The sequence below is a fragment of the Nocardioides sp. Soil774 genome (genome assembly GCF_001428125.1).
Taxonomy (GTDB): Bacteria; Actinomycetota; Actinomycetes; order Propionibacteriales; family Nocardioidaceae; genus Nocardioides.
In genome coordinates this window covers 188260-213247 of sequence record NZ_LMSM01000010.1, presented here as the reverse complement: position 1 = coordinate 213247, position 24988 = coordinate 188260, and the positions used below count along the sequence as shown (strand labels likewise).

Genomic DNA, 24988 nt, shown 5'->3' with positions numbered 1-24988 from the left:
GTCTGCGTGCCCTGGTGCGCCACGCCCGCGGGCGGTGAGTGAGGAGGATTCCAAACCACCAATATCCCCTTCACTCACCGCCTTGGCAGAAGTTAGGTAGCAAGCGCTCACTTTTTATGTGACACTTCCCCGGTGACGACCACTGCCGCCCGCCGGACGCAGGCCGAGCGCCGCGCGGGCACGATCACCGCGCTCCTCGACGCGACCGTGACGTGCCTGGCCGAGCGCGGGTACGCCGCCACCTCGACCGCCGCGGTCTGCGCCGGGGCGGGCGTGAGCCAGGGCGCGCTCTTCCGCCACTTCCCCACCCGCCAGGACCTGCTGGTCGCCACCGCCGAGCACGTCGCGACCCGCAACGTGGCCGCCTTCCGCGCGGCGGTCGACGCCGACGTCGACACCGTGGACGACGTGGTGGCGGTGCTGGGCCATCTGCGCTCGGTCGTGCTGTCCCCGGCCAACCAGACCTGGCGCGAGCTGCTCGTGGCGGCACGCGCGGACGCCGGGCTGCGGGCTGCGCTCCTGCCGGCGCGCGAGTCGCTGCAGGCGCAGATGCTCGACGCGGCCGCCGACCTGTGGGGCGACCGGATCCCGGCCGACGACCTCCCCGCGGTGCTCAGCATCGTGGTCAACATGCTCGACGGCCTGGCGTTCTCCGCGCTCGACCCCCGCCCCACGGCCGCACCCGGCCGCACCGTCGAGCGGGCGCTGCGCCTGCTCGCCGAGCTGATCGTCAGCCACTACCCCGAGGAATCGTCATGAGCCCCGACCCCAGCCCCGACTCCAGCCCCGACTCCAGCCCGGACTCCAGCCCCGACTCCGAGCCGGACTTCAGCCCCGACGTCATCGTCGTCGGCGCGGGCCTCGCCGGCCTCGTCGCGACCCACGAGCTCGCCCTGGCCGGCAAGCGCGTGCTGGTGCTCGACCAGGAGAACCGCGCCAACCTCGGCGGGCAGGCCTGGTGGTCGCTCGGCGGCCTGCTGTTCGTCGACAGCCCCGAGCAGCGTCGGATGGGCATCAAGGACTCCCCCGAGCTGGCATGGCAGGACTGGCAGGGCTCGGCGCAGTTCGACCGGCTCGGCGACGGCACCGACGGCCCGGGCCGCGGCGAGGACTTCTGGCCGCAGCAGTGGGCGAGGGCGTACGTCGACTTCGCGCACCGCGAGAAGCGCGACTACCTCCGCGCCCTCGGCCTGCGTTCCCTGCCGTTCGTCGGGTGGGCCGAGCGCGGCGACGGCCGCGCGACCGGCCACGGCAACTCGGTCCCCCGCTTCCACCTGACGTGGGGCACCGGCCCCGAGGTGGTGCGCATCTTCGCCGAGCCGGTCGAGCGCGCGGAGTCGGCCGGGCTCGTACGCCTCGCGTTCCGCCACCAGGTCGAGGAGGTCGTGGTCGAGGACGGGGCAGTCGTGGGCGTGCGCGGCACCGTGCTGGTCGACGACGACGGCGCACGTGGCGTGAAGTCGAGCCGCGAGGCCGCCGGCACCTTCGAGCACCGGGCCCCGGCCGTCGTGGTCACCAGCGGCGGCATCGGCCACAACCACGAGCTGATGCGCCGCAGCTGGCCGACCGAGCGGGTCGGGGCCGCGCCGACGCACATGATCTCCGGCGTGCCCGCCCACGTCGACGGCCGGATGCAGGGCATCGCCGAGGACGCCGGCGCGACGATGGTCAACCGCGACCGCATGTGGGCCTACGTCGAGGGCATCCACAACTGGGACCCGGTCTGGCCCGACCACGCCATCCGGATCCTCCCCGGGCCGTCGTCGATGTGGTTCGACGCGAGCGGCAAGCGGCTCGAGGGCATGTCAGGCGTGCCGGGCGCCGACTCGATCGGGGCGATGAAGCAGATCCTCGCCGCCGGCCACGACTACTCGTGGTTCGTGCTGACCCAGTCGATCATCGAGAAGGAGTTCGCCCTGTCGGGCTCGGAGCAGAATCCCGACATCACCGGCAAGGACCTGAAGTTCCTCGCCCGGACCCGGCTCGCCAAGGGTGCGCCGGCCCCGGTGGAGGCGTTCAAGGAGCACGGCATCGACTTCGTCGTGGCTGACACCCTCGACGAGCTGGTGAGGGGCATGAACGGCATCGCCCGCGGGCCCGAGCTCGACCCCGACCAGCTGCGCACGCAGGTCGAGGCGCGCGACCGCGAGGTCGACAACCCCTTCGCCAAGGACCTCCAGGTGATGGCGATCCACAACGCGCGGCGCAGCCGCACCGACAGGCTGATCCGGGTCGCGAAGCCGCACAAGATCCTCGACCCCGCCCACGGCCCGCTCATCGCCGTACGCCTCAACATCCTCTCCCGCAAGACGCTCGGCGGGCTGGAGACCGACCTCGACGGGCAGTGCGTCGCCGCGGACGGCACCCGGGTCCCCGGGCTGTACGCCGCAGGCGAGGTGGCCGGCTTCGGCGGCGGTGGGGTGCACGGCTACAACGCGCTCGAGGGCACCTTCCTCGGTGGCTGCATCTTCTCCGGGCGGGCCGTGGGTCGAGCGCTCGCGCGCTGACCGGGTGCGGGCTCTCGCCCACGGCCGCTCGCTGTCCGTGCCCGGGCTACTGGACGACCACCTGACCGACCATGCCCATCCCGGCATGGAGCAGGCAGACGAACGGATAGGTGCCGGCCTTGGTGAGCTTCACCGTGAACGCGTTCGGCGGCGGCCCGAAGCCCGGAGGCAGGATCACGCCGGAGCTCAGTGCTCCGCCCTGGAAGTTCGCCGGATCTCCGGTGGGCGCGAACGGGTTGGCCGGGGGCGGCCCGAACGTGATCGTGTGCGGGACCGGGAACGCGTTCCTCGACATGTCGAAGCTGACGCTGTCGCCGACCTTCACCACGATGCTGCCGGGACTGAACCGGTTGACCATCGCGGTCATGTCCGAGGCACCCACGAAGACGTGGTGGTTGTCGGCGGCACCCAGGGCGTCAGCCCACAGGTCGAGCCCGTGCTCGATGGCCGCGTTCGACGCCTGGACGGCCATCGCGTCGTAGTCGGCCTGCGTGTGCGGGTACGGCTTTCCCGCCTTGCGGACCACGACGACCGCCGACATGGCCTTGCCGTGGAGGTAGCAGAGGTAGTGGTACTTGCCCGGCTCGAGGAACTTCAGGTCGTAGGACTTGACCGCGTCGGGGAAGACGGCGTCGGGTGCCGGGGCCATGATCCCCGAGCTCCGGAACTGCCCCTTGCGGATCGTGTGCCTCGACGTGGGCGCCGTCATGTAGGTGATCGCGAGGTCGAACGGGACCGCGGGGTGCTTGGCGTCGACGAACGACACGGTGTGCGGTTCCATCGAGCGGGAGACCCAGTGCACCGTGTCGCCGGCGTTGATCCAGATCTTCTTGGGGCCGTACGCCATCGTCTGGATGGCGCCGGAGCGCGACTCGGAGCCGACCGTGACGTTCCAGGTCGTGCTCGTGGTGGGGGACGCGGCGTGGGCGTTGCTGGCCAGCAGGGCAGGCAGTGCGGCGAGCAACAGGGCGAACACCGCGAGGAACACCGAGGATCTCCTCGGTCGAGCTGACGTCGGGGACATGCTCACTCCTTCGCAGTTGACGATCCTTCCCACTGTCCTCGCGGCACGCGTCCTCGACAACGGTGGATCACTGCATGCATAGACCACCTCCGCCGGGGCCTCCCCGGCACGGGGCGCTACGCCAGCCCGACCGCCTCCGACAGGGCGGCGAGGTGGTGCTCGAACAGGTCGCCGGCGGAGGTGAACGTGTCGGGCCCGTACTGCCCGAACACCTCGAAGCCCACGCACCCGAAGAGTGCCGCCCACGCGAAGAGGCCGCGCGCGATGAGGGCGTCGGGGGCGGTGATGCCCATCTGCCGACGGATCCGGGCCAGGTCACGCGAGAGGCGCCGCGGCGCGACGGCAGCCTCGCCCACCGTCACCGCGCCGGCGCGCCAGGCGTCCTCCCAGACCTCCACCAGACGGACGACCACCCGCGTGCCGGGGCCGGTCGTCTGCTCGGCCGGCGCCTCGTAGCCCGGCACCGGGCTGCCGAAGAGCAGGGCGTACGTCGCCGGCTCCGCGAGCGCCCACGCGCGGACCGCGCGACCGATCGCGTCCAGGCGACCCCGGAAGTCGTCCCGCTCGACCGGGGCCAGTGCGGCGTCCACGGCGTCACCGAGCTCGTCGTAGCCGTCGACGACCAGGAGCGTCAGGAGCTCGTCGCGGCTGGCGACGTAGCGGTAGACGGCCGAGGAGACGACGCCGAGGTCGCGTGCGACGGCGCGCAGCGAGAGCGCGGCGGCACCGTCGGTCGCGAGGTGCTCGCGGCCGATGCGCACGATGTCGCGCATCGTCTGCTCACGCGCCCGGGCACGCGGGGAGGGAGGGTCGCCCATCCGTCCAGTGTGGCACATCCGCGAGCAGGTGTGACGGAAGAGAGCACCGCTCTTGCTTTTTTCTCGGGGAGGGGTCATGATGGACGCAACGAGAGCACCGCTCTCTCTTTCGAGGAGATCGCCATGAACCACCACGTCCACGTCGTCACCGGAGCCGGCCCTGTCGGCTCGACCGTCGCCCAGCAGCTCGCCGACGCCGGCCACCACGTGCGCCTCCTGACCCGCTCGGGCAGCGGTCCCGACCACCCGCGCATCGACCGCCGGAAGGTCGACGTCTCGCAGCCCGACGCGATGACCGACGCCCTCGAGGGTGCCGTCGCGGTGCACCACTGCATCCACGGGTCGGCGTACGACTCCCGCGTCTGGCGCGCGGAGCTGCCGGCCGCTGAGCGTGCCGTGCTCGAGGCAGCGGGGCGCGCAGGCGCCGTCGTCGTCTTCCCCGAGAGCCTCTACTCCTACGGGCGGGTCGACGGACCGATCACCGAGGACACCCCGCGCACGGCCACCACCGGCAAGCTCGGGGTGCGCACCGAGCTCCTGGCGCAGCGCGAGGCCTCGGAGACGCCGACCGTCAGCGTCGCCGCGTCGGACTTCTACGGTCCCGTCGTGCGCAACGCGCACGCCGGCGAGCGGCTGGTGCCGACCGTGCTCGCCGGTCGCACGATGCGGGTCCTGGGCAGCCTCGACCAGCCGCACTCCTTCACCTTCGTCCCCGACCTCGCCGCGGCGATGATCGCCGCGGCAGCCCGCGAGGACCTGTGGAACTCCTTCCTCCACGCACCCACCGCCGCACCCCTCACCCAGCGTCGGCTCGTGGAGATGGTCGCCGAGGCGGGTGGCGTCGCGGTGCCGAAGGTGGCGTCGATCCCGGTCGGGGTCCTGCGCGCGAGCGGGCTGCTGTCGCGCGAGATGCGCGAGCTGGCCGAGACCGGCTACATGTTCGACCGCCCGTTCGTGCTCGACTCCACCATCAGCGAGCAGCGCCTCGACCTCTCCCCCACCCCGCTGGCCGACGGGCTCGCCGCCACCGTCGCCTGGTGGCGCACGCAGGAGCAGCTGGCGGCTTGACCGGCGTACGGACGAGTAACCCGGCTCACACCCGCCACTCGATAGCGTTCGGCGCATGTTCTCCAAGGTGCTCGTCGCCAACCGTGGCGAGATCGCAGTCCGGGCACTCCGTGCCGCGCGTGAGATCGGCGCGCGCACGGTGGCCGTCTTCCCCCACGAGGACCGCTGGTCCGAGCACCGGATGAAGGCCGAGGAGGCCTACCAGATCGGCGAGGTCGGGCACCCCGTGCGGGCCTACCTCGACCCCGAGGCGATCGTCGAGGTCGCCGTGCGGTGCGGCGCCGACGCGGTCTACCCCGGCTACGGCTTCCTGTCGGAGAACCCCGCGCTCGCCGAGGCCTGCGCCGAGGCCGGCATCACCTTCATCGGCCCCAGCGCCGAGGTGCTCACTCTCACCGGCAACAAGGCCCGCGCCATCGCGGCGGCGAAGGCGGCCGGGGTCCCGGTGCTCGAGTCCGTGCCGCCGTCGACCGACGTCGACGAGCTCCTGGCCGCGGCGGAGTCGATCGAGGCGCCGCTCTTCGTCAAGGCCGTCGCCGGCGGCGGTGGTCGCGGCATGCGGCGCGTCGACGACCGTGCCGACCTGCGCGAGGCGATCGAGGCCTGCATGCGCGAGGCCGACGGCGCCTTCGGCGACCCGACGGTCTTCATCGAGCAGGCCGTGGTCGATCCCCGCCACATCGAGGTGCAGGTCCTCTCCGACGGCACCGGCTCCGACGGCGGGGTCATCCACCTCTACGAGCGCGACTGCTCGGTGCAGCGCCGCCACCAGAAGGTCGTCGAGATCGCCCCGGCGCCCAACCTCGACCCCGCGATCCGCGACCGCATGTGCGCCGACGCGGTGCGCTTCGCCCGCGAGATCGGCTACAAGAACGCCGGCACCGTGGAGTTCCTCCTCGACCCGTCCGGCAACTACGTCTTCATCGAGATGAACCCCCGCATCCAGGTCGAGCACACCGTGACCGAGGAGGTCACCGCCGTCGACCTCGTGCAGTCGCAGATGCTCATCGCCGGCGGCGCCACGCTGGCCGACCTCGGCCTCACCCAGGACTCGGTGGAGCCGCGCGGCTTCGCGCTCCAGTGCCGCATCACCACCGAGGACCCCGCCAACGGCTTCCGCCCCGACACCGGCAAGATCACGACCTACCGCTCCCCCGGCGGTCCCGGCGTACGCCTCGACGGCGGCACCACCTACACCGGTGCCGAGATCAGCCCGCACTTCGACTCGATGCTGGCCAAGCTCACGTGTCGCGGCCGCACCTTCGAGGCTGCGGTGCAGAAGGCACGGCGCGCGCTGCTCGAGTTCCGCATCCGCGGTGTCTCCACCAACGTCGGCTTCCTCCAAGCAGTGCTCGCCGACCCCGACTTCGCCGCCGGCGGCGTCACCACCTCGTTCATCGAGGACCACCCGCAGCTGCTGACCGCCCAGGTCGGCCGCGACCGCGCGACCAAGCTGCTCGCCTACCTCGCCGACGTGACGGTCAACCAGCCGCACGGCGCTGCCCCGGTCACGGTCACCCCGGCCAGCAAGCTCCCCGACCTCGACCGCTCCGGCCCCGTGCCCGACGGCACCCGGCAGCTGCTGCGCGAGATCGGGCCCGAGGAGTTCGCCCGCCGCCTGCGTGCCCAGGACCGGGTCGCGGTCACCGACACCACCTTCCGCGACGCCCACCAGTCGCTGCTCGCCACCCGCGTGCGCACCCGCGACCTCCTCGCCGTCGCCGACCACGTCGCCCGCACCACCCCGCAGCTCTGGTCGTTGGAGTGCTGGGGCGGGGCGACGTACGACGTCGCGCTGCGCTTCCTCTCCGAGGACCCCTGGGAGCGGCTGGCGGCGCTGCGCGAGGCGGTGCCCAACATCGGCCTCCAGATGCTGCTGCGCGGGCGCAACACCGTCGGCTACACGCCGTACCCGACCGAGGTGACCGAGGCGTTCGTCCAGGAGGCCGCGGAGACCGGCATCGACGTCTTCCGCATCTTCGACGCCCTCAACGACGTCTCCCAGATGCGGCCCGCCATCGACGCGGTGCGCGCGACGGGGACCTCGGTCGCCGAGGTCGCGCTCTGCTACACCGGCGACTTGTCGTCGCCCGGCGAGCGGCTCTACACCCTCGACTACTACCTCCGCCTCGCCGAGGAGATCGTCGACGCCGGGGCGCACGTGCTCGCCATCAAGGACATGGCCGGGCTGCTGCGCGCGCCCGCCGCCCGCACCCTCGTGACGGCGCTGCGTGAGCGCTTCGACCTGCCGGTGCACCTGCACACGCACGACACCCCCGGCGGCCAGCTGGCCACCCTCACCGCCGCGATCGAGGCCGGCGTGGACGCGGTCGACGCGGCCTGCGCCGCGATGGCGGGCACCACCTCCCAGCCCGCGCTGTCGGCGCTGGTCTCGGCCACCGACCACTCCGCGCGCGAGACGGGGCTGTCGCTCGCCGCCGTCAACGCGATGGAGCCCTACTGGGAGGCCACGCGCCGCGTCTACGCCCCCTTCGAGTCCGGCCTGCCCGCGCCGACCGGTCGGGTCTACCGCCACGAGATCCCCGGCGGCCAGCTCTCCAACCTGCGCCAGCAGGCGATCGCGCTCGGCCTGGGCGAGAAGTTCGAGCAGGTCGAGGACATGTACGCCGCGGCCAACGACATCCTCGGCAACGTCGTGAAGGTGACCCCGTCGTCGAAGGTCGTCGGCGACCTGGCCCTCGCGCTGGTCGCCGCGGGTGCCGACCCGGCCGAGTTCGAGGCCGACCCGGCGTCCTACGACGTCCCCGACTCGGTGATCGGCTTCCTCAGCGGCGAGCTCGGCGACCCGCCCGGCGGGTGGCCCGAGCCGTTCCGCACCAAGGCCCTGGCCGGGCGCACGTGGAAGCAGCCCAACGAGACCCTCACCCCCGAGCAGCAAGCCAGCCTCGGCACCGACCGGCGCGCCACGCTCAACGAGCTGCTCTTCCCCGCCCCGACGAAGGCCTTCCGCGAGTCGCGCGAGAAGTACGGCGACCTGTCGGCGGTGTCGACGATCGACTACCTCTACGGCCTGCGCCGTGGCGAGGAGCACCGCGTCCAGGTGCGTGAGGGGCGCGAGATGCTCTTCGGCCTCGAGGCGATCAGCGAGCCCGACGAGCGCGGCTTCCGCAACGTGATGGCCACCATCGACGGCCAGCTGCGCCCGGTCTCGGTGCGCGACCGCAGCGTGTCCGCCGACGTCGCCTCGGCGGAGAAGGCCGAGCCCGGCACCCCCGGGCACGTGGCCGCGCCCTACGACGGAGCGGTGACGGTGACCGTCGCCGAGGGCGACACCGTCGAGGCCGGTCAGACCGTGGCGACCATCGAGGCGATGAAGATGGAGGCCTCCATCACCGCGCCGGTCGGCGGCACGGTGCAGCGGCTCGCGGTGCGCGCCACGCAGGCCGTCGAGGGCGGCGACCTGGTGCTGGTGATCAGTCCTCGTTGAGCACGATCACGTCGGGGTCGGGCTCGGCGTACTCGGTGACGTCAGGCTCCTCGCCGGTGATGCTCGAGTAGACCTCGGCGGCTGTCGCGCGCATGCCGTTGATCTTGGGGTGGAAGGGCGCCGCGATGCCCGCGCGGAACCTCGGGCCGTTGATCCACGCACGGCCCTTGGCGCACACGTCGTGCCCGTCTGAGACCGCCGCCATGTCGACGTACGTCGCCCCTGCCGCGGTCGCGCCGCGGCGCAGCGAGGCGTTGAGGGCTCGGGCCACCTCGGCGACCGGGGCGAGCACGTCGGCGGACACGCCCACCGCGGCGCACGTGCGCTCGGCGGGCAGGATGTCGGGATAGCCGACGACGTAGACCGATGCGTCCGGCGCGACCTTGCCGATGCGACGCACCGCCTGCTCGATGCGGCCGGCCACCTTGCGGGCGTCGGCGCGCAGGTCGGCGACCGGGCAGTCCAGCCCGCGGCCGTCCTGGCAGTGGATGAGCGAGTCGTAGATGCCGAAGTCGTTGCCGCCCATGCCGAGGGTCACCAGGTCGGTGTCGGCTCCGACCGCGTCGAGCTGCGGCCCCGTGGGCTCGCCGTTGATCATCGTCATCGTGCCGTAGAGGTCCGCGGTCGTCGCGGCCGAGCAGGTGACGTCGGTGTAGCTGGCCACGTCGAGCCAGTCGGCGAGGAACGCCGGGTAGTTGTCGCGGGAGCGGGCGCACCCCTCGGGATCGGTGCGCATGGTGCCGATGAAGGGGCCGGCCGAGAACGAGTCGCCCAGGGCGACGTAGTCGATGTCGGAGGTGGTCTCGGTGTCGAGGAGGTCCGGCACGGCCTCGTCGCCCGACCCCGCGCTCGACTCGCAGCCGGTGGCGGCGAGCACGAGCAGGGCCAGGAGCGCGGCCAGTCGTCGAGCGTTCACTGGCGGGCCGGCCCGGTCTGCCGCGGAGCCACGGCGAAGGTGAACCAGTCGGAGTAGAGGCCGAAGGCGCTGCGCACGGTGTCGCCGTCGACCCGCGCGGTGCCGGCGGTGCCGACGAACGCCATGTCGTTGACCCGGCCGCCCCAGTCGCCGTTGCCGTCGCGTGCGCTCACCTCGATGGACGTGAGGTCGCCGATCTGGGGCCACTGCCGCTCGACCATCGTGTCGTCGATCGTCGCGGTCCAGGTGGAGTACTTCGGGTTGGCCAGCGCGTCGTAGGGGTCGGCCTGGGCGACGAGGTAGGGCATGGACCCGGCCGAGGAGAACCCGCCGTTGCTCGCGGAGAACTGGGTGAACGCGGGTCGGCCGTCGAAGTAGAGGCCCTGCCCGGCCGTGGCCCGGATGGCAGCGGTGGCGGCCGGGTGCTCGACGTCGGCGCCGCCGTAGACCTGGCACTGGCTGGTGTCGCAGAGGTCGTAGTGGCCCGCGGCCGGGTGCGAGCGCTCGAACGCGGCGTAGGTGCGGGCCGCGACCGACTGTGCACTCACCGCAGCCGGCTCCCACAAGGCGGGCACCTCCTGCGGCACGACGCCGCGCAGGTAGGCCTCCATGCCGACCTTGTTGACCGTCTGGCGCCTGCCCTGGCGCGACGACACCGACTGCAGCGTCCCGCGGTAGTCGTGGCGCGCGCCCGGCAGCACCAGCGTGAGCGGGCCTGCGGTCGAGGAGAACTCGGCCTCGCCGCGGATCCGCTTCCACGTGCGCCAGCGCCCGCCGGTGGTCCGCTGCACCAGGGTGTCGTCACCGCTGGCGACCAGGCGCCACTTCCGGGCAGCGAGCGCAGGGACGCGCCAGGTGCGCGCGCGGCGCAGGCTGCCGACGCGGAGACCGTCGCGGGCGACGACCTGGACGTCGCGCCCGGTGTCCGCGGTGATGAGCACGCGGACCTTGCCGGTGACCGCACCCCACGTCGTGCCGGGGTAGTAGAACTCGATGATCTGCTGCCACGTCAGCCCCTGCCCGGCCGCACCGTGGGCGCCGTACTGCGACAGCCCGTGGCCGTGCCCGTAGCCGTGCCCGGTGACCGTGATCGCGGTGCCGCCCGGCGTCGGCCACGTCTCGGCCTGGCGCCGACCGCTGGGGTCGGCCGCCTGCGCAGGCAGCGCGGACAGCACGAGCACCCCCGCCAGGACGGCGAGCAGCAGGCGCACGAGGCGTGGACGGACCATGGGTGGGCTCTCCCCGGGGAGACGACGAACAGAGTCCCCGAGACTACAGGCGGTGCGTGAACCTCCGCAGGCGAGTGCACAGACCCGGCCCCTCGGCACGTGGCAGACTCCGGACCATGTTCGGGGGACGGCGGCGACGCCGTGAGGAGGAGCTGGCCGCGCTGGACCGCTGGCGCGCCGCTCGACGGGTGATGGACGAGGACGTCACTGTGCTCGGGGAGCAGCTCCGAGACCTGCACGTCGACACCCTGGCCGACGACCTGGACCCGGTGGCCCGCGACCACTACCGCCGCGCGCTGGAGCACTACGACCAGGCCAAGCACCTGATGTCGACCAGCCGCAGCGTCGAGGACGTCATCGCCGTCGAGCAGGTGGTCGCCGACGCGCGCTACCACCGTGCCGCCGTGCTCGCCGTCCGCGACGGCGAGCCGTTGCCCGAGCGCCGCGAGCCGTGCTTCTTCGACCCACGCCACGGCCCCTCGATGCAGGACGTGCAGTGGACCCCACCCGGCGGTGCTGCCCGCTCGGTCGCGGTGTGCGCCGCGGACGCCCGGCGCCTCGCAGCCGGCGAGGCACCGCTCGAACGGCTCGTCCGGGTCGGCGACCGCTGGGTGCCGTGGCACCTCTCCGCGGGCGTCCGCGGCGCCGTCGACGCCGGCACCCAGCTCGCGCGGGGCTCGTCGCACGGCGTGCACGGACAGCAGAACCTCGCGCAGGTCTACCTCACCCAGGGCTTCGGCGGGGCCAACACCACCAACCCCCGACCTGACCTGACCCGCTGCGGTCGGGCTGTCGCACCCGCCTGTGACACTGGGCGGGTGCCCGAGGGAGACAGCGTCTGGAAGCTCGCCCGCCGGCTGGACCGCCAGCTCGCCGGCCACACGGTCGTGCGCTCCGACTTCCGCACGCCGAGGCTGGCCACGCGTGACGTGTCCGGTCGCACGGTGCTCGGCCACGACACCCACGGCAAGCACCTGCTGACCCGGCTCTCGGCGACCGCCGACTCCCCTGCGGCGACCCTCCACAGCCACCTCAAGATGGACGGCTCGTGGTCGACGCTCGCACCAGGGAAGCGGCTGCCGGGCCGGGTCCAGCCGCACGTGCGGCTGGTCCTCACCCTCGACGACGACCGCGCCGTCCACGGCATCCGGCTGCACGACCTCGACCTGGTGCCCACCGCCCGCGAGCACGACCTCGTGGGCCACCTCGGCCCCGACCCGCTGCGCGACGACTGGGACGCCGCCGAGGCCGTACGCCGCCTCGGCGCCGACCCGGCGACCCCGCTGGTGAGCGCGCTGCTCGACCAGCGGCGGATGGCCGGCCTGGGCAACCTGTGGGCCAACGAGCTGGCCTTCCTCACCGGCGTCAGCCCGTGGACCGCGGTGGGCGACGTCGACGTCGAGCGCCTGGTGGACCGCGCCGCGACGATGCTGCGTCACTCGGCCACCGTCGAGGGCGCCTACCAGGTGACCACGGGGTCGTCGGCCAAGGGCGACGACCACTGGGTCGTGGGTCGCCAGCGCCGCGGCTGCCGCCGGTGCGGAGGCCCGGTGAGCACCGTCGAGGAGATCGCCGGCGACGCCGCCAACCGCTGGTCGTGGTGGTGCCCGGCCTGCCAGCCGGGCCCCGGACCCGAGGCCCGGGTGCGGGCGGGCGTCGGGCCGGGTGCCGGCGTCAGACCCGGTGCAGGCGGCGGGCGGCCTCGGCGATCGACCCGCTCATCGACGGGTAGACGGTGAAGGCCTGCGCCAGCTGGTCGGCGGTGAGCGACTCCGCCACCGCGATCGACACCGGGTGGATCAGCTCGGACGCGCGCGGCCCCACCACCACTCCGCCGACCACGATGCCGGTGCCGGGGCGGCAGAACAGCTTCACGAAGCCGTCGCGCACGCCCTGCATCTTGGCGCGCGCGTTGCCGGCCAGGGGCAGCATGACGACCTCGGCGGTGATCTCGCCGGCGTCGACGGCCTGCTGCGACCACCCCACCGTCGCGATCTCGGGCGAGGTGAAGACGTTGGAGGAGACCTTCTTCAGGTCGAGCGGGGCGACGGCGTCACCGAGGAAGTGCCACATCGCGATGCGGCCCTGCATGGCCGCGACCGAGGCGAGCATGAGCACACCGGTGCAGTCGCCAGCGGCGTAGATGCCGCGGGCCGAGGTCCGCGACACGCGGTCCACGGCGATGAAGCCGCCGTCGTCGGTCGCCACGCCGGCCTCCTCGAGGCCGAGGTCGGCGGTGTTGGGCACCGACCCGAGCGCCAGGATGCAGTGGCTGCCCGACACGGTGCGCCCGTCGGTGAGGGTCACGGTGACGGTGTCGCCCTCGCGGGTCACCGACTGCATCCGCGACTGGCCGAGCACGTGCATGCCGCGGCGGGTCAGCACGTCCTCGAGCACCTTGGAGGCGTCGGCGTCCTCACCGGGCAGCACCCGGTCGCGGCTGCTGACCAGGGTCACGTCGATGCCGAGGGAGAGGTAGGCGCTGGCGAACTCGGCGCCGGTGACGCCCGAGCCCACCACGATCAGCTTCTCCGGCACCTCGGTCAGGTCGTAGACCTGCTCCCAGGTGAGGATCCGCTCGCCGTCGGGCTGCGCGCTGGGCAGCGTGCGCGGCGCGGCGCCGGTCGCGACGATGATCGCGTCGGCCTGCAGCGTCTCCTCGCCGTCGGCCGTCGTCACCGACACCGTCATGTCCGGCCCGAGGCGACCGCGACCGGTGAGGACACGTACGCCGTCGCGGTCGAGGCGGGCCGCGATGTCGCTCGACTGGTCGGCCGCGAGCTGCTTGACGCGGGCGTTGACCCGGGCCAGGTCGACCGAGATGGTCGTCGCGGCGTCACCCTGGTGGTCGTGGAAGTTGACCCCCAGCTCCTGGGCGCCTCCCATGTCGGTCATCAGCTCGGCGGTCGCGATGAGCGTCTTGCTCGGCACGCAGTCGGTGAGGACCGCGGACCCGCCCACGCCGTCGGTGTCGACGACGGTGACCTCGGCCCCGAGCTGCGCGGCGACGTGCGCCGCCTCGTAGCCACCGGGGCCACCGCCGATGATGACGATGTGGTCGACCATCAGAAGTTGATCATGTGGCCGGCGATGCCGTGGACGGCCTCCTTGACGGCCTCACCCAGGGTCGGGTGCGCGAAGACGTTGCGGGCGACCTCGTCGGCGGTGAGGTCCCACTGCTGGGCCATGGTCAGCACCGGGAGCAGCTCGGTGACGTTGGGCCCGATCATGTGGGCGCCGATGATCTCGTTGTGCTCGGCGTCGGCGACGACCTTGACGAAGCCGATCGGCTCACCGAGGCCCATGGCCTTGCCGTTGGCGCTGAAGGGGAACGACGCGGTCCTGACGTCGTAGCCCTTCTCCTTCGCCTGCGCCTCGCTGTAGCCGAACGAGGCGATCTGCGGGTTGCAGTAGGTCGCGCGGGGGACGAAGTCGAAGGCGACCGGCATGGTCTCGGCGCCGTTGATCGTCTCGGCGGCCACGATGCCCATTGCCTCGGCGACGTGGGCGAGCATCATCTTCCCGGTGCAGTCGCCGATGGCGTACACGTTGTCGACGTTGGTGCGACCGAAGTCGTCGATCTCGATCGCGCCGCGATCGGTGACAGTGACGCCGGTGTTCTCGAGGCCGTAGCCCTTCGTGCGGGGGGCGAACCCGAAGGCCGCGAGGAACTTGCCGGCCTCGAGCACTTGCTCGTCGCCACCGGCGGCGGGGGCCACGGTCACCTTGACGCCGGAGCCGGTGTCCTCGACCTTCTTCACCGCGGTCGAGGTCATCACCTTCACGCCGAGCTTCTTGTAGTGCTTGGCGAGCTCCTTGGAGATGTCGGCGTCCTCGGTGGGGACCATCCGGTCGAGGAACTCCACGATCGTCACGTCGACGCCGAAGTTGGCCATGACGTAGGCGAACTCCACGCCGATCGCACCCGAGCCGCCGATGATGATCGACTCGGGGAGCTGGTCGGTGAGGATCTGCTCCTCGTAGGTGACGACGTTGTCGCTCAGCTCGACGCCCGGCACGAGCCGCACGGTCGCACCGGCCGCGATGATGAGGTTGTCGAAGGTGTAGGAGGCCTTCTGGCCGTCCTTCTCGACGTCGATCCCGGTCGCGCTGGTGAGCGTGCCCCAACCGTCGATCTCGGTGATCTTGTTCTTCTTCATCAGGAAGTGGACGCCCTTGACGATGCCGGCGCTGACGTCGCGGCTGCGCTTGTGCGTCGGACCGAAGGCCATCGTGGCATCGCCCTCGATGCCGAACTTGGCCTTCTCGTGCTGGAGGGTGTGCGCGAGCTCGGCGTTCTTGAGCAGGGCCTTCGACGGGATGCACCCGACGTTGAGGCAGACACCTCCCCAGTACTTCTCCTCCACCACGGCCACCTTCTGGCCGAGCTGGGCTGCGCGGATCGCGGCGACGTAGCCACCGGGGCCGGCGCCGAGGACGAGGGTGTCGAAGTGGGTGTCGGTCACGGGTCCAGCCTAGTTGTCCGCCTCGGCGCCCGCCCACCCGAGGTCGGGGCTGGATATCGTGTGGCCCGTGACGCTCTACGCCGCCTACGGGACGAACCTCGATCCCGCCCGGATGGGCGAGCGCTGCCCGCACTCGATCCTGCAGTCCACCGGCTGGCTCACGGGCTGGCGGCTGACCTTCGGCGGCGAGGAGCACGGCTGGGACGGCGCTCTCTCCACGATCGTCCAGGACCCCTTCGAGCAGGTCTTCGTCGCCGTCTACGACGTCACGCCCGAGGACGAGCGCGCCCTCGACGGCTGGGAGGCCGCCGACACCGGGCTCTACCGCAAGACCAAGGTGCGGGTCTCCACGATGAACGGTGAGGTCGTGGTGTGGGCCTACGTCCTCGACGCCTACGAGGGCGGCCTGCCCTCGGCGTCCTACCTCGGCGTGCTCGCCGACGCCGCCGACGCGGCGGGGGCACCGGAGGACTACGTCGCCGCGCTGCGCCGCCGCGCGTGCCGCTCGACCGGGCTCTGAGGCACGTCCCCGCTCGTCTAGAGTTCGCGCCGTGACCCACGCCGCACCCGCCCCCACCCCCTACGAGCTCGCCGGCTCGGCCGCCGAGCGCCTCGCCGAGCTGACCGGCGTCGAGCGCCACGACATCGCCCTCGTCCTCGGTTCCGGCTGGCTGCCGGCGGTCGACGCGCTGGGCGAGGCGACCGCCGAGATCGACACCACCGACCTGCCGGGCTTCAGCGCCGCGGCCGTCGCGGGCCACAGCGGCAAGATCCGCTCCATCAGGAGTGGTGATCGCAACCTGCTGGTCTTCCTCTCCCGCACCCACTTCTACGAGGGCAAGGGCGTCGCCGCGGTCGTCCACCCGATCCGTACGGCGGCAGCCGCCGGCTGCTCCGCGATCGTGCTCACCAACGGGTGCGGCGGCCTCAAGCCCGGCTGGAAGCCCGGCCAGCCGGTGCTGATCAGCGACCACATCAACCTCACCGGGACCAGCCCGATCGTCGGCGCCAACTTCGTCGACCTGACCGACCTCTACAGCCCGCGCCTGCGTGCGATGTGCCAGGAGATCGACTCGAGCCTCGACGAGGGCGTCTACGTCCAGTTCCCCGGCCCGCACTACGAGACCCCCGCCGAGGTCCGGATGGCCGGCGTCATGGGCGGCCACCTGGTCGGCATGAGCACCACGCTCGAGGCGATCGCGGCACGCGAGGCGGGCATGGAGATCCTCGGCATCAGCCTGGTCACCAACCTCGCCGCCGGGCTGAGCGGCGAGCCGCTCAACCACGAGGAGGTCCTCGAGGCCGGCAAGGCCGCGGCCAGCCGGATGGGCGGCCTGCTCAGCCAGGTCGTCGCGAAGATCTGAGGTCGTCGGCGATGCGCGTGCTCGTCACCGGCGCCGCGGGCAGCCTGGGCCGCGCCATCACCGTCGGCCTCGACCGGCTCGGCCACGAGGTGGTCTGCCTCGACCTGGTGCCTCCCGTCGACGGCTCGCCGTTCGCGTGGCACGAGGCCGACTGCACCGACGCCGACGCGGTCGCCGCGGTCTTCGCCGAGGAGCGCCTCGACGCGGTCGTGCACCTCGCCGGCACGCCGGAGGAGGCCGCGCTCCCCGACGAGCTGACCTCGCACGTCATCACCACGGCGGCGCTCCTCGACGCGATGGTCGCGCACGACGTGCCGCGCCTGGTCTACGCCTCGTCCAACCACGCGGTCGGGCGCACCCCGCGCGCCGACGGCGAGCTGGGCGAGCACGTGCCACCGCGCCCCGACACCTACTACGGCGTCGCCAAGGTGGCCGCGGAGGCGTTGATGCGGCTGTTCGCCGAGCGCCACGGCACCGACGCCGTCGCGTGCCGCATCGGGTCGTTCCTCGAGGAGCCGACGAGCGTGCGGGGCCTGTCGACCTGGCTCTCCCCCGCCGACGGCGTGCGGATGGTCGAGGCCGCGCTCACCGCGCCGGCGCCGGGCTACGCCGTGCTCTACGGCGTCAGTGCCAACACCCGCGCCTGGTGGGACCTCGAGCCTGGCCGCCGGCTGGGCTACGAGCCGCAGGACGACGCCGAGGCGTATGCCGAGCGGATCGCGGCGGGCCCGGACGACGAGGCCGAGGCGGAGTTCGTCGGCGGCCCCTACGCGACCGCACGGCTGCACCGTCCTGCGCTGGGCTGACCCCGACGGTCCCGGCGCTTGACTTGGAGCGCACTCCAGGTCGGAGACTGGACGGGTGACCAGCCTGAGCATCGCCGAGGCCGCCGAGCAGACCGGGCTCACCGCCCACACGCTGCGCTACTACGAGCGCGACGGCCTGCTGCTGCACTCGGTCGAGCGCGCCCCCTCGGGCCACCGGCGCTACACCGACGACGACCTGCGCTGGATCCAGATGGTGACCCGTCTCCGCGCCACCGGCATGCCCATCCGCGACGTACGCCGCTATGCCGCGCTGGTGCGCGACGGCGACGGCAACGAGGCCGAGCGCCTGGACCTGCTGCTCGCGCACCGCGAGGTGGTCGAGCGCCAGCTGGCCGAGGTGAGCTCGCACCTGCGCGCGATCGACCACAAGATCGCTCTCTACGAGCACAAGGTCGCGCCATCGGCCTGATCCGGTGATCCGACCCGCCGCGGGCTTGACTTCGAGCGCACTGCAAGGCGAAGGGTGGGTGCCATGAGCATCCAGAAGCGACAGATCGGCACCACCTCCGCCCTGACCGTCTCCTCCCTCGGCCTCGGCTGCATGGGGATGTCGGAGTTCTACGGCACCCCCGACGAGCAGGGCGGCACCGACACCATCCACCGGGCCCTCGACCTCGGGGTCACCTTCCTCGACACCGCCGACATGTACGGCCCCTTCACCAACGAGCAGCTCGTCGGCCGGGCCATCGCCGGGCGGCGCGACGAGGTGCAGCTCGCCACCAAGTTCGGCAACGAGCGCCTGCCCGACGGCACCATGGTCGGCATCAACGGCCGTCCCGACTACGTCCGCTCGGCCTGCGACGCCTCGCTGCAGCGACTCGGCGTCGACCACATCGACCTCTACTACCAGCACCGCGTCGACAAGTCCGTGCCCATCGAGGAGACCGTGGGCGCCATGGCCGAGCTCGTCGAGGCCGGCAAGGTCCGCCACCTCGGGCTCTCGGAGGCGTCGGCGGCCAACATCCGCAAGGCCCACGCGGTGCACCCCATCACCGCGCTGCAGACGGAGTACTCGCTCTTCACCCGCGACCTCGAGGACGAGATCCTGCCCACGCTGCGCGAGCTCGGCATCGGGCTGGTGCCCTACTCCCCGCTCGGTCGCGGCCTGCTGACCGGCGCGATCTCGGCGGACACCGGGGCCGACGGCGAGCAGGACCGCCGCCGCTCCGAGTACTTCCCGCGCTTCCAGGGGGAGGCCCTCGACGCCAACCTCGCGCTCGTCGAGCAGGTGCGCGAGATCGCCGCGGGCAAGGGCTGCACGCCGGGCCAGCTGGCCCTGGCGTGGGTGCTCGCTCAGGGCGAGGACGTCGTGCCGATCCCCGGCACCAAGCGCGTGAAGTACCTCGAGGAGAACGTCGGCGCCACCGACGTCGACCTCAGCGCCGACGACCTGTCCGCGCTCGAGCAGGCCGTGCCGCGCGACGCCGTCGTCGGCGACCGCTACGGCAACATGGCCCACATCGACGTCTGAGCCCTGCCCTCGGCGAGGGTCAGGTCGCGGCGATACCCACCTGGCCCTCGCGGAAGGCGTCGACGAAGAGCGCGTGGTCCTGCCGGACCCGCTCGGCGTAGGCGATGCCCCAGTCGCCCAGCCACGTGACGAACTCGTTGCGACGACCATCGACCGAGGCGGCGATCGCCGCCTCGACGTCGAAGTCGACGAGGTCCTGCTGGCTGTCCTCGTCGGAGGCGCAGTGGATCTTCGCCGTGGCGCGACCGAGGAGGTCCACCACCGAGCGCATGTCGTCGGGCTCGTTGATCTCGCTCCAGTCGAGGTCGACCTCGTAGGGCGACACCTCCGAGACGACGTAGCCGACGCCGTCGATGCTCGTGTGGCCGAGCAGCGGGTCGGTGTGCACCTGCAGCGCCCGCTGGCTGACCACGGTGCGGTGCCCCTCGTGCTCGAAGTAGGCGTCGACCTCGCTGGTGTCGACGAAGCGGCTCAGCGCCGGCACGTTGGCCTGCTTCATGCTGAGCACCACGTCGTTGTCGAGCGCCTGGCTGTAGCCCTCGACCAGCACGTTGTACGCCGGCAGCCCGGCGCTGCCGATCCCGAATCCCGACTTGCCCACCACGTCGCGCAGCTCGTAGAACAGGTCGCGGTCGAAGCGCTTGGAGTCCGGGATCGTGTCGAGGTAGGCGCGGAAGGCGGCCACGACCGTGGCGCGCTCGTCCTTCTTCAGCCGGCGGGTGCTGCCGTCCTCGGTGAAGCGGCGTCGCCCCGCCTGCATGTGGGTCATGCCGTCGAGCAGGTCGGCGCGGCGCATCTGCCGGGCCTCGACCAGCGCCGTCAGCACGGGCCCGTCGGCCTTGTCGAGCCTGATCTCGAAGTCGTCGTCGGAGTCGGAGGCGACGTAGTGGTTGACCTGCGCGAGGTAGGACCGGGCGTAGCGGGAGATGAGCTTGCGGATGGCGTCCTCGGGCAGCGCCTTCTGCCACCCCACCAGCGCCAGGCTCGCGGCGAAGCGCTGGAGGTCCCACGTGAAGCGTCCGACGTAGGCCTCGTCGAAGTCGTTGATGTCGAAGACGAGGCGGCCGTCGGAGTTGAGGTAGGTGCCGAAGTTCTCCACGTGCAGGTCGCCGTGGATCCAGATCCGCTCGGCACCGTGGGCCGCCCAGTCGTCGGACTCGCCGGTGACGTCGTGGAAGAACAGGCAGGCCGTGCCGCGGTAGAACGCGTGCGGGTCACGCGCCATCTTGCGGTACTTGGCGCGGAACGCGACCGGGTCGGCGCGCATGAGGGGCGCGAAGGCGTCACGCAGCGTGTCGACGATCACCGCGGTGCGGTTCGCAGGAGCCATGTCCGCACTCTAGGGGCCGCCTCCTCGCGAGACGGGTCGCGCCGGCGCTCGGGGCGGGCCGCTAGGTTGGGCGCCATGGCAACCACTCAACTCGGCGACAACACCGTCAGCACCGTGGGCGAGCTCCCCGCGGTCGGCTCGCAGGCACCCGGCTGGGACCTGGTGGGACTGAAGTTCCAGCCGGTCACCGATGCCGATGCCGCAGGCAAGCGCGTCGTGCTCAACATCTTCCCCAGCATCGACACCGGCGTGTGCCAGGCGAGCGTGCGCAAGTTCAACGAGCTCGCGGCAGGCCTCGACAACACCGCGGTCGTCAACGTGTCGGTCGACCTCCCGCTCGCGCAGGCCCGCTTCTGCGGCGCGGAGGGGATCGAGGACGTCGAGGTCGCCTCGGCGTTCCGCTCCTCCTTCGGCCAGGACTACGGGGTCGCGATGGCCGACGGCGGCTGGCAGGGCATGCTCGCCCGCGCGGTGGTCGTGCTCGACACCGACCGCACCGTGCTCCACACCCAGCTCACCGAGACCATCGGCACCGAGCCCGACTACGACGCGGCGGTCGCTGCGCTCTCCTGAGCGGGCTTGCACGAGCGGTACGTGAGGCGGGTTCTGCGAACGGCGGACCCGCCTCACTCACCGCCGGGCGTCGTCACTGGCGCGAGGCCAGCCAGTCGTGCTCGGCCTCGGGCAGCACCCGCGCGTCGAGGAACACCGCGGCCAGCTCACGGTCGCCCATGGCGGCCCGGAAGAACATCGGCACCGTCAGCCCGTGCCCGGGCCGGTGCACCACCTCGATCGGGTCGTCGCGCTCGATGACCCCGGCCTCGCGGACGGCGAGGTAGGCCCCGGTCCGCCCGTGGTCGGCGAAGCGGCGCACCCACCGCGGCTCGGCCATGTGCAGCGCGAAGGTCGCGCACGGCACCCGCGGCCCGCACACCTCGAGCAGGGTCAGCCCGACCCGCCACTGCTCCCCCACCTCGGCTGCGTCGACGTCGAGCCCGCTGGTGGTGAGGTTCTCCCCGAACATCCCGTCGGGGAGGTCGCGGCCGAGCTCGCGGCCCCAGTGGTCGAGCTCCTCGCGGGCGACGGCGTACACCGCCTGCGTCTCGCCGCCGTGGTGCTTGCGGCTCACGATCGCGTCCCCCACCACCCCGCTGCCGAGGCCGCCGCGCTTGGGCCCGGGGTCGCGCACCTCGATGCGGTCGACCGGCCGCTTGCGGATGCCGCTCGGGCGCTTCATCCCCGGCACCGGCTCCGCGCCACCGAGGTTCACTGACAGGACGGTGGCGTGCACGGGGTGAGGCTAGTCGCCGGTGTGGCAGACCGCCTCGATGTTGTTGCCCTCGGTGTCGCGCACGAAGGCGGCGAAGTAGGCCGGGTGGTACTCCGGCCACAGCCGCGGCTCGTGCAACGACTCGGCCCCCGCGGCCACCGCCTCGGCGTGCCAGGCCCGCACCGTCGCCGCGTCGGGGGCGGAGAACGCCACGTGCACCTCGCGGTTGGGCCCCACGCCCTCGAAGGTGCTGATCCAGAAGTCGGGGCCGTCGGTGCCGTAGCCGATGGCCACCTCCACGTCCATGACCCGCCGGTGGCCGAGCACACCGAGGACCCGGTCGTAGAACGCAGCCGCCCGGGGCAGGTCGTCGCAGTTGATGCCGAGGTGATCGATCATGGGCAGATCCTGCCAGCGCCCGCCGACAGCGCGCCGGGATAGCGTGCGCCCATGACCGATCTGACCCCCTTGCTGGAGCAGGCGCGCGCCTGGGCCGCCGAGGACCCCGACGAGCAGACCCGCACCGAGCTGGAGGCCCTCGTCGCGGCCGCGGAGCGCGGCGAGGAGTCCGACCTGGCCGACCGCTTCGCCGGCACCCTCGAGTTCGGCACCGCCGGGCTGCGCGGCGCGCTCGGCGCCGGCCCCAACCGGATGAACCGCGTCGTGGTGACCCGCGCGGCGGCCGGGCTGGCGGCGTACCTCCTCGACACCGGCCACAAGGGCGGGTCGGTCGTGATCGGCTTCGACGCCCGGCACAACTCCGACGTCTTCGCCCGCGACACCGCCGAGATCATGACCGGCGCCGGGCTCAAGGCCCTCGTCATGCCGCGCACGCTGCCGACACCCCTGCTCGCCTTCGCGATCCGCGAGCTCGGCTGCGCGGCCGGCGTGATGGTCACCGCCAGCCACAACCCGCCGCAGGACAACGGCTACAAGGTCTACCTCGGCGACGGCAGCCAGATCGTGCCGCCGGCCGACAGCGAGATCGCCGCACGCATCGAGGCCGTCGGTCCGTTGGCCGACCTCCCCCGCGGGGACGCAGGCCGGCTGGTCAGCGAGGAGATCATCGACCGCTACCTCGACACCGTCGCCGGCCTCGCCGAGGACGGCCCGCGCGACCTGACGGTCGTCTACACCCCGCTGCACGGCGTCGGGGGCACCACGGTCGCGCAGGTGCTGGAGACCGCCGGCTTCGAGGCCCCCCACGTCGTGGAGCTCCAGGAGCACCCCGACCCCGACTTCCCCACGGTCTCCTTCCCCAACCCCGAGGAGCCGGGCGCGATGGACCTCGCCATGGCTCTCGCCGCCCAGCAGAAGGCTGACCTGGTCGTCGCCAACGACCCCGACGCCGACCGCTGCGCCGTCGCGGTGCCCGACGCCCACGGCTGGCGGATGCTGCGCGGCGACGAGGTGGGTGCCCTGCTGGCGCACCACCTGCTGGCGCGCGGTCGCACCGGCACCTTCGCTAACTCCATCGTGTCCTCGAGCCTGCTCGGCAAGATGGCCGCGGCCGCCGGCCAGCCGCACGAGGAGACGCTGACCGGATTCAAGTGGATCGGCCGCGTCGAGGGCCTGGCCTTCGGCTACGAGGAGGCGCTCGGCTACTGCTGCGACCCTGAGCACGTCCGTGACAAGGACGGCGTCTCGGCCCTGCTCCTGGTCTGCGAGCTCGCCGCCGAGGCCAAGGCCGCCGGGCGCGGGCTGCCCGACATCCTCGACGACATCGCCCGCACCCACGGCCTGCACGCCACCGACCAGCTCTCGGTGCGCTTCGACGACCTGTCGCACATCGCGGCCACCATGGAGCGGCTGCGCGCCACCCCGCCGACGGTGCTGGGCGGCCTCGCGGTGGAGCGGGTCGAGGACCTCTCCGAGGGCTCGGCACAGCTGCCGCCCACCGACGGCCTGCGCTACACCCTCGCCGAGGGCGCGCGCGTCATCGTGCGCCCGAGCGGCACCGAGCCCAAGGTGAAGTGCTACCTCGAGGTGGTCATCCCTGTCGGGGACGAGGACGTCGACGCCGCCCGGATCTCCGCGGCCGGCCGCCTCGACGCGATCAAGGCCGACCTGCGGGGCACCGCCTTCGGGGCCTGAGGTGCGCACCGCGGCACCGCTCGCGCTCGTCCTGGCCGCCGGCCTGCTCACGGCCGTGCCCGCCTCGGCGGCGTACGACGACGCGCCGCGCACGTGGCGGGTCGGTCCGGGTCGCGCGCTGACGACCCCCAGCGCGGCGGCCGCCGTCGCGGGTGACGGCGACACCGTGCTCATCGACGCCGGCACCTACTCCGGCGACGTCGCCACCTGGACGCAGGACGACCTGACCATCCGAGGCGTGGGTGGTCGCGCGCACCTGCGGGCCGACGGCCGGGACGCCCAGGGCAAGGCGATCTGGGTCGTGGTGGGCGACCGCACGCGCATCGACCGCATCGAGCTCAGTGGCGCCTCGGTGCCCGACGGCAACGGCGCCGGCATCCGGGCCGAGGGCACCGACCTCACGGTCACCCGCAGCTGGTTCCACGACAACGAGAACGGCATCCTCGCCGGCGCCGACCCCGACAGCGACGTCGTGGTGCGGCGCTCGCGCTTCTTCCGCAACGGCGCGGGCGACGGCTACACCCACAACCTCTACGTCGGGGCCGTCCGCTCGCTGACCGTCACCGGCAGCTGGCTGTGGGGAGCCGACGTCGGTCACGAGCTGAAGTCGCGCGCGGCGCGCACCACGATCGTCGGCAACCGGATCGACGACGCCGACGGCACCGCGAGCTACTCGATCGACCTGCCCGACGGCGGACTCGCCCTCGTCGCCGGCAACGTGGTCATCCAGGGTCCGCGCTCGGAGAACTCGACGCTCGTCTCCTACGGCGCCGAGGGCCTGACCCAGCCGTCCCACACGCTCCGGGTCGTCCACAACACCTTCGTCAACCGCCGCAGCTCCGGCACCTACGTCGCACTCGTCGCCGGCAGCCGCGCGATCCTGCTCGACAACCTGCTCGTGGGCCCGGGCGGGCTGACGTCGGGTGCGTCGGCGACCGCGCGCGCCAGCCGCCGCGTGGGCACCGGCGGCTTCGTCGACCCCGGCGCCGACGACTTCCGGCTGCTGGCCTCCTCCCCCGCCGTCGACCGCGGCGTGCTGGTGCCGCGGCGCTGGCGGCCCCTCTGGGAGTACGTCCACCCGGCGGGGCTCGCGCGACGGGTCATGGTGGGCCGCCCCGACCTCGGGGCATTCGAGCTGCGCTGAGCGGGTCAGCGC

22 protein-coding genes are annotated in these 24988 nt (G+C 72.6%); 13 read left to right on the top strand and 9 right to left on the bottom strand.

What is annotated here, in order from left to right:
• The first annotated feature begins 132 nt into the window (after positions 1–132).
• Positions 133–759 (top strand): TetR/AcrR family transcriptional regulator, encoded by a 627-nt coding sequence (locus ASG76_RS16460; RefSeq protein WP_056605854.1) that lies wholly within the window; start codon positions 133–135, stop codon positions 757–759.
• Positions 756–2507 (top strand): FAD-binding dehydrogenase, encoded by a 1752-nt coding sequence (locus ASG76_RS16455; protein ID WP_082587614.1) that lies wholly within the window; start codon positions 756–758, stop codon positions 2505–2507. Before ASG76_RS16460 ends, ASG76_RS16455 begins: the two co-directional genes overlap by 4 nt.
• 46 nt (positions 2508–2553) lie before the next feature.
• On the opposite strand, the gene ASG76_RS16450 is transcribed toward ASG76_RS16455, so the two are convergent.
• The gene (locus tag ASG76_RS16450) at positions 2554–3495 is read right to left on the bottom strand and encodes a plastocyanin/azurin family copper-binding protein (protein ID WP_056605850.1); all 942 of its coding nucleotides are present in this window, start codon (positions 3493–3495) and stop codon (positions 2554–2556) included.
• 152 nt (positions 3496–3647) lie between these two features.
• The gene (locus ASG76_RS16445; protein WP_056605848.1) at positions 3648–4349 is read right to left on the bottom strand and encodes a TetR/AcrR family transcriptional regulator; all 702 of its coding nucleotides are present in this window, start codon (positions 4347–4349) and stop codon (positions 3648–3650) included.
• A gap of 123 nt (positions 4350–4472) precedes the next feature.
• On the opposite strand from ASG76_RS16445, the gene ASG76_RS16440 reads away from it, so the two are divergent.
• Positions 4473–5417: an NAD-dependent epimerase/dehydratase family protein gene (locus ASG76_RS16440; RefSeq protein WP_056605846.1), complete on the top strand. Its 945-nt coding sequence runs from the start codon at positions 4473–4475 to the stop codon at positions 5415–5417.
• 55 nt (positions 5418–5472) lie between these two features.
• The gene (locus ASG76_RS16435) at positions 5473–8865 is read left to right on the top strand and encodes a pyruvate carboxylase (RefSeq protein ID WP_056605844.1); all 3393 of its coding nucleotides are present in this window, start codon (positions 5473–5475) and stop codon (positions 8863–8865) included.
• Here ASG76_RS16435 and ASG76_RS16430 read toward each other — a convergent pair.
• Both ASG76_RS16430 and ASG76_RS16425 read right to left on the bottom strand, forming a co-directional pair.
• Positions 8852–9781, bottom strand: coding sequence for an SGNH/GDSL hydrolase family protein (locus ASG76_RS16430; protein ID WP_056605840.1), 930 nt, complete (start codon positions 9779–9781; stop codon positions 8852–8854). The genes ASG76_RS16435 and ASG76_RS16430 overlap by 14 nt on opposite strands.
• Positions 9778–11010, bottom strand: coding sequence for a SpoIID/LytB domain-containing protein (locus ASG76_RS16425; RefSeq protein WP_056605833.1), 1233 nt, complete (start codon positions 11008–11010; stop codon positions 9778–9780). Before ASG76_RS16425 ends, ASG76_RS16430 begins: the two co-directional genes overlap by 4 nt.
• Positions 11011–11126: 116 nt before the next feature.
• Here ASG76_RS16425 and ASG76_RS19665 point away from each other — a divergent pair, with 116 nt between their 5' ends.
• A complete protein-coding gene (locus ASG76_RS19665) occupies positions 11127–12749 on the top strand; it encodes a DNA-formamidopyrimidine glycosylase family protein (RefSeq protein ID WP_235529679.1) in 1623 nt (540 codons plus the stop codon).
• Here ASG76_RS19665 and ASG76_RS16415 read toward each other — a convergent pair.
• Together ASG76_RS16415 and lpdA are read right to left on the bottom strand one after the other, a co-directional pair.
• Positions 12685–14076 (bottom strand): NAD(P)H-quinone dehydrogenase, encoded by a 1392-nt coding sequence (locus tag ASG76_RS16415; protein ID WP_056605829.1) that lies wholly within the window; start codon positions 14074–14076, stop codon positions 12685–12687. The two genes, ASG76_RS19665 and ASG76_RS16415, sit on opposite strands and share 65 nt — an antisense overlap.
• A complete protein-coding gene (lpdA, locus tag ASG76_RS16410; protein ID WP_056605827.1) occupies positions 14076–15476 on the bottom strand; it encodes a dihydrolipoyl dehydrogenase in 1401 nt (466 codons plus the stop codon). The genes ASG76_RS16415 and lpdA overlap by 1 nt, the downstream gene beginning before the upstream one ends.
• A gap of 67 nt (positions 15477–15543) precedes the next feature.
• On the opposite strand from lpdA, the gene ASG76_RS16405 reads away from it, so the two are divergent.
• The 5 genes from ASG76_RS16405 (at position 15544) to ASG76_RS16385 (ending at position 19138) form a co-directional block, all read left to right on the top strand.
• The gene (locus tag ASG76_RS16405) at positions 15544–15996 is read left to right on the top strand and encodes a gamma-glutamylcyclotransferase (RefSeq protein WP_056606161.1); all 453 of its coding nucleotides are present in this window, start codon (positions 15544–15546) and stop codon (positions 15994–15996) included.
• A gap of 31 nt (positions 15997–16027) precedes the next feature.
• Entirely contained in the window at positions 16028–16840 is an 813-nt protein-coding gene (locus ASG76_RS16400; RefSeq protein WP_056605825.1) for a purine-nucleoside phosphorylase, read from the top strand.
• 11 nt (positions 16841–16851) lie between these two features.
• The gene (locus ASG76_RS16395; protein ID WP_056605824.1) at positions 16852–17646 is read left to right on the top strand and encodes an NAD-dependent epimerase/dehydratase family protein; all 795 of its coding nucleotides are present in this window, start codon (positions 16852–16854) and stop codon (positions 17644–17646) included.
• Between the two features lie 55 nt (positions 17647–17701).
• Complete coding sequence (locus ASG76_RS19445; RefSeq protein ID WP_056605821.1) at positions 17702–18076, top strand: MerR family transcriptional regulator; 375 nt, start codon at positions 17702–17704, stop codon at positions 18074–18076.
• A gap of 63 nt (positions 18077–18139) precedes the next feature.
• Positions 18140–19138 carry an aldo/keto reductase gene (locus tag ASG76_RS16385; RefSeq protein ID WP_056605815.1) on the top strand — a complete coding sequence of 333 codons (999 nt, stop codon included), beginning with the start codon at positions 18140–18142 and terminating at the stop codon, positions 19136–19138.
• Positions 19139–19157: 19 nt separating this feature from the next.
• Here ASG76_RS16385 and ASG76_RS16380 read toward each other — a convergent pair whose 3' ends face one another.
• Positions 19158–20468, bottom strand: a complete 1311-nt coding sequence (locus ASG76_RS16380; protein WP_056605811.1) for a DUF2252 domain-containing protein — start codon at positions 20466–20468, stop codon at positions 19158–19160.
• A gap of 75 nt (positions 20469–20543) precedes the next feature.
• On the opposite strand from ASG76_RS16380, the gene tpx reads away from it, so the two are divergent.
• On the top strand, positions 20544–21041 hold the full coding sequence (gene tpx / locus ASG76_RS16375; RefSeq protein WP_056605808.1) for a thiol peroxidase: 498 nt from the start codon (positions 20544–20546) through the stop codon (positions 21039–21041).
• A 73-nt stretch (positions 21042–21114) separates the two neighbouring features.
• Here the strand turns inward: tpx and ASG76_RS16370 are convergent, their stop codons facing one another.
• Positions 21115–21759 carry an MOSC domain-containing protein gene (locus ASG76_RS16370; RefSeq protein ID WP_200948220.1) on the bottom strand — a complete coding sequence of 215 codons (645 nt, stop codon included), beginning with the start codon at positions 21757–21759 and terminating at the stop codon, positions 21115–21117.
• A 9-nt stretch (positions 21760–21768) separates the two neighbouring features.
• Complete coding sequence (locus tag ASG76_RS16365; protein WP_056605800.1) at positions 21769–22137, bottom strand: VOC family protein; 369 nt, start codon at positions 22135–22137, stop codon at positions 21769–21771.
• A 51-nt stretch (positions 22138–22188) separates the two neighbouring features.
• Between ASG76_RS16365 and ASG76_RS16360 the strand changes: the two genes are divergently transcribed.
• Both ASG76_RS16360 and ASG76_RS16355 read left to right on the top strand, forming a co-directional pair.
• Positions 22189–23832: a phospho-sugar mutase gene (locus ASG76_RS16360; RefSeq protein ID WP_056605798.1), complete on the top strand. Its 1644-nt coding sequence runs from the start codon at positions 22189–22191 to the stop codon at positions 23830–23832.
• A 1-nt stretch (position 23833) separates the two neighbouring features.
• A complete protein-coding gene (locus ASG76_RS16355; RefSeq protein WP_056605797.1) occupies positions 23834–24976 on the top strand; it encodes a right-handed parallel beta-helix repeat-containing protein in 1143 nt (380 codons plus the stop codon).
• Positions 24977–24988 lie beyond the last annotated feature (12 nt).